The organism is Nocardia carnea (genome assembly GCF_029868325.1).
In the GTDB taxonomy this organism is placed as follows: domain Bacteria; phylum Actinomycetota; class Actinomycetes; order Mycobacteriales; family Mycobacteriaceae; genus Nocardia; species Nocardia carnea_C.
In genome coordinates, this window is sequence record NZ_JARWNW010000055.1 from 1 (window position 1) to 5,979 (window position 5,979).

Annotated in this window: 5 protein-coding genes; all 5 read right to left on the reverse strand. The window is 64.9% G+C overall.

Annotated elements, in window-relative coordinates:
- Positions 1-75: 75 nt before the first annotated feature.
- The 5 genes from QH196_RS03045 to QH196_RS03065 are packed head-to-tail and all read right to left on the reverse strand — an operon-like array spanning position 76 to position 5,519.
- Complete coding sequence (locus QH196_RS03045) at positions 76-1,299, reverse strand: M20 family metallopeptidase (RefSeq protein WP_280414204.1); 1,224 nt, start codon at positions 1,297-1,299, stop codon at positions 76-78.
- 29 nt (positions 1,300-1,328) lie between these two features.
- Positions 1,329-2,861, reverse strand: a complete 1,533-nt coding sequence (locus tag QH196_RS03050; protein WP_280414205.1) for an AbgT family transporter — start codon at positions 2,859-2,861, stop codon at positions 1,329-1,331.
- 20 nt (positions 2,862-2,881) lie between these two features.
- Positions 2,882-3,706 carry an ABC transporter permease gene (locus QH196_RS03055; protein WP_280414206.1) on the reverse strand — a complete coding sequence of 275 codons (825 nt, stop codon included), beginning with the start codon at positions 3,704-3,706 and terminating at the stop codon, positions 2,882-2,884.
- The gene (locus QH196_RS03060) at positions 3,703-4,569 is read right to left on the reverse strand and encodes an ABC transporter ATP-binding protein (protein WP_280414207.1); all 867 of its coding nucleotides are present in this window, start codon (positions 4,567-4,569) and stop codon (positions 3,703-3,705) included. Before QH196_RS03060 ends, QH196_RS03055 begins: the two co-directional genes overlap by 4 nt.
- Positions 4,566-5,519 (reverse strand): ABC transporter substrate-binding protein, encoded by a 954-nt coding sequence (locus QH196_RS03065; RefSeq protein ID WP_280414208.1) that lies wholly within the window; start codon positions 5,517-5,519, stop codon positions 4,566-4,568. The genes QH196_RS03060 and QH196_RS03065 overlap by 4 nt, the downstream gene beginning before the upstream one ends.
- Positions 5,520-5,979: the final 460 nt, after the last annotated feature.

Here is a 5,979-nt window from a genome sequence, read left to right on the forward strand (position 1 = left end):
CCCCCCCCCCCCCCCCCCCCCCCGGGCCCCCCCCCCCCCGCCCCCCCCCCCCCCCCCCCGCGTTCGGTGCCGCTGTCAGCTCACCCTGGTGCCCTCGACGAACTCGGCCCGGACCCGCTCGACCAGCTCCGGACGCGCGAAGAGTTGCGCCGCGGTCATCGCCAGCACCAGCGCGCCGTCGGTCACCGCACGGTCGCCCTCGGGGCCACCCGCATATGCCGCGGCCTCCCGGGTATGCATCGACAGCCCCGGCACGAATTCGATATTCGGATGGATGGAGGGGATCAGCTGACTGATATTTCCCATATCGGTCGACCCGGGGAATACCTCGGTGCGCGGCGGTTCGGTCACCCGCCCGACCCGCGCGAAGTTCGCGTCGACCAATTGCGCGAGCACCGGATTCGGTCGCAGACCGGCATAGGTCGGCGCCTGTTTCTCGATGTTCAACGACGCCCCGGTGGCCAGCGCCGCCCCCTGCGCGCACCGTTCGATCCGCGGCTGGAAATTGCCGACCAAGGCCTCGGTATCCGCCGCCCGGATGTAGGTGCGGATCACCGCACGTTCCGGGATCACATTGGGCACTTCCCCGCCGTCCCGTATCACGGCGTGTACCCGGACGTCGTCGGGAAGCTGTTGCCGCAGCAACCCGATGGCGTTCAGCGTCAGCACCGCGGCGTCGAGCGCGTTCACGCCGTCGTGCGGGGAGACGGCGGCGTGCGCGGCTTTCCCGGTGAACTCGAAGTCGAGCGCGACACGGCCCAGCGTCCGCATGGCGGCGAGGTTCTCCCCCGAGGGATGCATCATCATCGCCGCGTCGATTCCGTCGAGCCGGCCGCTATCGAGCAGGTACGTCTTGCCGCCACCGCCTTCTTCGGCGGGACTGCCGACAGCAATGATCCTGCCGCCGGTACCGGAATCGTCCAGCCAGCGCCGCACCGCGATCGCCGCGCCGAGACCGATTGTGGCGATCACATTGTGGCCGCAGGCGTGGCCGATCTCCTCCAGCGCATCGTATTCGAGGAATATGGCGACCGTCGGCCCGGTATCCGCCGAACCGAACTCCGCCAGGAAGGCTGTGGGGAGGCCCGCGACACCCGACTCGACTGTGAACCCTTCCGCTGCCAGCGTATCCGCGAGCAGTGCGCTGGCGTGGTGTTCGGTGAACCGGACCTCCGGGTTCCGGTGGATATCGTGGCTCACCGACAGCAGTTTCTCCCGCAATCCGGCGATATCGTCGCGCAACACCTTTTCCACCTGTTCGTCCAGTGCGATGTCCAGCGGCTCCGAGATATCGGTCATTCACATACTTCTTTCGATTGTTCTGTGCACTAGGAGATTTCGTGAAGCGTCTGGCCCGGGCCGATCGGTATACCCAGCAGAACCCATACCACGAAGAGAACGATCCAGATCGCGTAGAAGACGACCGCATACGGGATCATCAATGCGAACACCGTGCCGATTCCTGCCTTCTTGTCGTAACGCTGGATATAGCCGAGCGCAACGGCCAGGATCGGGCTGAGCGGTACCAGCATATTGGTCGACGAATCCGCGATCCGGTACGCGAGCTGCGCATACGCGGGGTTGATATCGTTCAGCATCATCATCGGCACGAAGACCGGTGCCATGATCGACCACAGCGCTGAACCGCTGGAGATCACCAGACTGAGAATCAGCGTAACGATACTCAGAATGACCAGGGCGACCACACCGTGCAATTCGAGATTCTGGAGCACCTCCGCGCCCTGTACCGCGATCCACAACCCGATATTGGTCCATTCGAAGTAGGCGAGCGCCTGCGCCACCGCAAATACCAGCACCAGGATTCCGGCCAATTCTCGTGCCGATTCGATCATCAATTTCGGCACATCGCTGCTGGACCGTATGGCACCGGTCGCCGCACCGTAGACCACCCCCACCGTGACGAAGAAGAGGAAAATAATCGGCACCAGCGAATCCATGAACGGCGAATCGATGATGCCACCGTCGTCGCCGCGCAGCAGACCGTTCGGCGGCACGACCAGCACACCGGCGGCCACGACATAGACAATCGCCGCCAGCGACGCCCGGCGCAGCCCGCGCCGCTGTTCCACCGAGATCGTGAACTCCGCTGTCTCGACCTGACCCGAACGCTCGTACGGCCCCAGCCGCGGCTCGACGATCTTCTCGGTCACGAAAACACCCACCAGAGTGAGCACCACCGTCGACGCCGACATGAAAAACCAGTTCGCGACGGGCGTCACGACGGTTTCGCTGTCGACGATTCCCGCCGCAGACGTGGTGAGCCCGGACAGCAGCACATCGGTGCCGGCGATCAGGAAGTTCGCCGAGAACCCTGCCCCCACCGCCCCGAACCCGGCGGCGAGGCCGGCGATCGGATGCCGCCCCACCGCGAGGAAAAGCATAGCGGCCAGCGGCGGGATCACGATGGCGGCCGATTCCGAAGCCACATTGCTCACGATGCCGACGAAGATCACCACGAAGGTGAGCATTCGCGACGACGCTCGCGCCACGATCGCCTTGAACGCAACCTCCAGCAGGCCCACCTGATTGGCCAGGCCCACGCCGAGCAGCATCACGATTACGAGACCCAGCGGCGGGAACGACAGGAAGTTGTCGATCATCGAGGTGAGCGCGAACTGCAGTCCCTCCCCCGAGACCAGGCTCTGGATCGCGACCGGCGTGTTCTCCTTCGGATCGATCACCGTCGCCCCGGCCAACGAGGCGAGCAGCGAGGCGACCGCGATCACGGCGGCGATCAGCAGAAAGAGAATGAAGGGATGGGGCAGCCGATTCCCTACCCGCTCGACCCCGTTGAGAAAGTTACGCGGAATCCTGCGCGCATGTGTACGAATCGCATTCACCGAATCGTGTACCCATCTGATTATTTGACGCCATAGCGCGCAAGGAACTTGGTGGAGGACAGACGCAGGATGCGATCGAAGAGGAAACCCATGATGCCGAGCACGATGATGCCGACGAAGGTCCAATCGATGCGGCCATAGTTGCGGGCCTGCCAGATCATCGAGCCCAGACCGTGCTCGGAGGCGACGATCTCCGCGGAGACGATGGTCAGGAAGCTGTTGCCCATCGCCAGCCGGGCGCCGGTGACGATACCGGGTACCGCGGACGGCAACACCACCGTCTGCATGATCTGCAGCCGGCCCGCACCCAGATTCGTCGCAGCCTGCAGCTTGTTTTCGCTGATCGATACGGTGGCGGCGATCGTGCTCACGGTGACGATGAACACCGAGGTGTAGAAAATCAGCACCACCTTGGAGGTCTCACCGATACCGAACCACACCACGGCCAGTGTCACGAAAGCGATGGGTGGGATGAACCGGAAGAACTCGATATAGGGGTCGAGCAGCTGCCGGACCAGGTTGAATCGGCCCATCAGGATGCCGATCGGGGCGCCGACGATCACGCCGAGGCTCCAGCCGAGCAGGATGCGCTGCCCCGAGGCGACCACCGAGGTCCACAGGACACCGCTCTCGGACAGTTCACCCGCCGCCCGCCACACTTCGGCGGGCGAGGCGATCGTTGTCGGGCCGTACCACCACGCCAGGAACGACCAGACTGCCAGCCCGAGGAGCGCCGAGCCGAGCCACAGCGTCCCGGTGCGCAGTACCTGGTTCCCGATTCGCATTCCGGCGTTACGCGCCGAGACCGTGCCACGTGGTGCACGGATTTCCGCTACGGCGGTCATACCTTTTCCTCCTCGCCCCGGACACCCGCGAGGTCCGGTTCGCCTTCGAACCCCTGATTGCGCAGGGCGGCGACGACTTCGGCCCGGATATCGTCACGCAGCTGCTCGTACAGTCCGATCACCTCGGGATTCGCCCGGTCGCGGGGGCGCGGCGCGGAAACGTCGTAGATGCTCTTGATCCGGGCTTTGGGGCCGGCTGTCATCACCACGACACGATCGGCGAGGGTCAGCGCCTCGTCGATATCGTGGGTGACGAAGACGACCGTGCAGCCGGTATGCCGCCAGATCTTGTCCAGTTCGGTCTGCAGAACCTGACGGGTCTGGGCATCCAGCGCACCGAACGGTTCGTCCATCAGGACCAGCGAGGGCTGGTTGGCCAGTACTCGGGCGATCTGTACCCGCTGGCGCATCCCGCCGGACAGCTGGGCCGGGAATTTTGCGCCGGCATGCGGAAGGCCGACCATCCCCAGGTATTCGGCCGCTATCCGCGCCTGTTCGGCCTTCTTCGCGCCGTGCATCCGCGGCCCGTAGGCGACGTTCTGCGCGACGGTCATCCAGTCGAACAACGCCTCCGAGCTCTGGAAAACCATGCCGGCATGACGGTTACTGCCGTCGATTTTCTCGTCGTCGCAGCTGATGCCGCCGGCCGTGGGCCGGACGAACCCGGCCATGGCGGAGAGCAGAGTCGATTTACCGCAACCGCTGGGCCCGAGCAGGCAGACGAATTCGCCCGGCCGTACCGCGAGGTCGATGCCCGCGACGATTTCGGCAGTTCCGAAATCGATATCCAGATCCCGGATCTGAACCGAGACGCCTTTGTCGGTAGCGCCCGCGATTGCGATATCAGGTGTGGTCACGGTCATTTCTTCTCCTCTTTGTACCAATCGAGCAGCATCGCCGACCTCAGGTCGGGCTGCTCGGAGAGGACGCCGATGTCCTGGTAGAAATCGACGATCTGCTGCGCCGAGTCCACGTCCTTCTCGGTCAGGTTCGTGACCCTGAAATCGATTTCGCGGATCGCGACGAGGGTCTGCTCGTCGGCCACATTGACCGCGTTCCGGGTGGCCGCCGCGGCCCCGGCAGGATCCTGTTCGACTCGCTCGCCCGCCGCCGCGAGCACCTGCGCGAACCGCTGGGCCTCCGCGGGGTTCTTCTCGAGCCACGAATCAGTGGATACCGCCCAGTGGTGATAGATCCAGTCGAAATCTCCGGTCACTCCGACCACCCGGCCGGTCCCCTGCGTTACCGCCGCACTCGGCCACGGCTCCCACAGCACATAACCGTCGATATCGCCGCGGGCGAGCAGTGCCGGCATATCGCTGGGGGTTGCCGAAATCATCTCGACGGAATCGGCAGCGATATCGTTTGCCCGCAGATACTTATCGGTCGACACCTGCCCGAGGCCGGGCACGAATCCGATCTTCTCGATATCGGCCGCGGTCTGTATACCGTTGCGCAGGACGACCTTGATGTAATCGCCCGACGCTTCGTAGGCGAATATCGCCCGCATATCGGGGTTCTGCCGTAGCTGCGAAATGGTCGTGGTGTCCGAACTGCCGGCGAGCTGTACCTGACCACTGGCGAGCGCGTCGACCGCTTCCCCGCCGCTACCGAACTGCACGAGTTCGATATTCAGACCCGCGTCGCGAAACATTCCCTCCTGGTCCGCGAGGAAGAACGCCGCAAACGACGCGTCGATCCCCACCGCGACCCGGATCGTTCCGCCGGCACTCGCTTCCGCCTCCTGCGTCGCGGGCCTGGTGCAGGCGCCCAGCGTGATCGCCAGCGCCATCGCGAGTATCGCGAACGACACTCTCCTGTATCTAGATCGCCACGCCATTTCCACACCCTCACTCTGTGATCTGCACCGCAATCGCCGCGCCTTGGACAGGGAACCTATCCGCTCTCTGCCAGCTCGCGAACGAACGCGGTCCGGGGAGCGGACCCGCATATCGGCACGGAGGTCGCGCGACCCGGATAACCTCGGATCAGCTGCAACCGGCCGAGTCATAGGATGAATACTGGTCTATTGGACGCTGATGACCAGCGCGTTTCCGGATTATTTCCTTGCCGTTGCCCAGATGCGCCAGTGGCCGGAACGACCACTGGCGGGCCCCCTACGTCCGGAAGGCGCGCGGCGTATCGACCCGCCGAAACACCGGGGCCGGTCGCGCCCGGGGCCAGGTGCCGGCCGAGCACCCCCGCGCGGGGGGCGCCCCAAGCGGGTTAGCCGCCCCCCCCCGGCGCGCCCCCCGGGCGGGACACGGGTGTTG

What these genes read in the sequence shown, in the direction of transcription:
- QH196_RS03055 (WP_280414206.1), bottom strand. Translation starts at nt 3,706, where the DNA reads ATGACCGCCGTAGCGGAAATCCGTGCACCACGTGGCACGGTCTCGGCG.
- QH196_RS03045 (WP_280414204.1), bottom strand. Translation starts at nt 1,299, where the DNA reads ATGACCGATATCTCGGAGCCGCTGGACATCGCACTGGACGAACAGGTG.
- QH196_RS03060 (WP_280414207.1), bottom strand. Translation starts at nt 4,569, where the DNA reads ATGACCGTGACCACACCTGATATCGCAATCGCGGGCGCTACCGACAAA.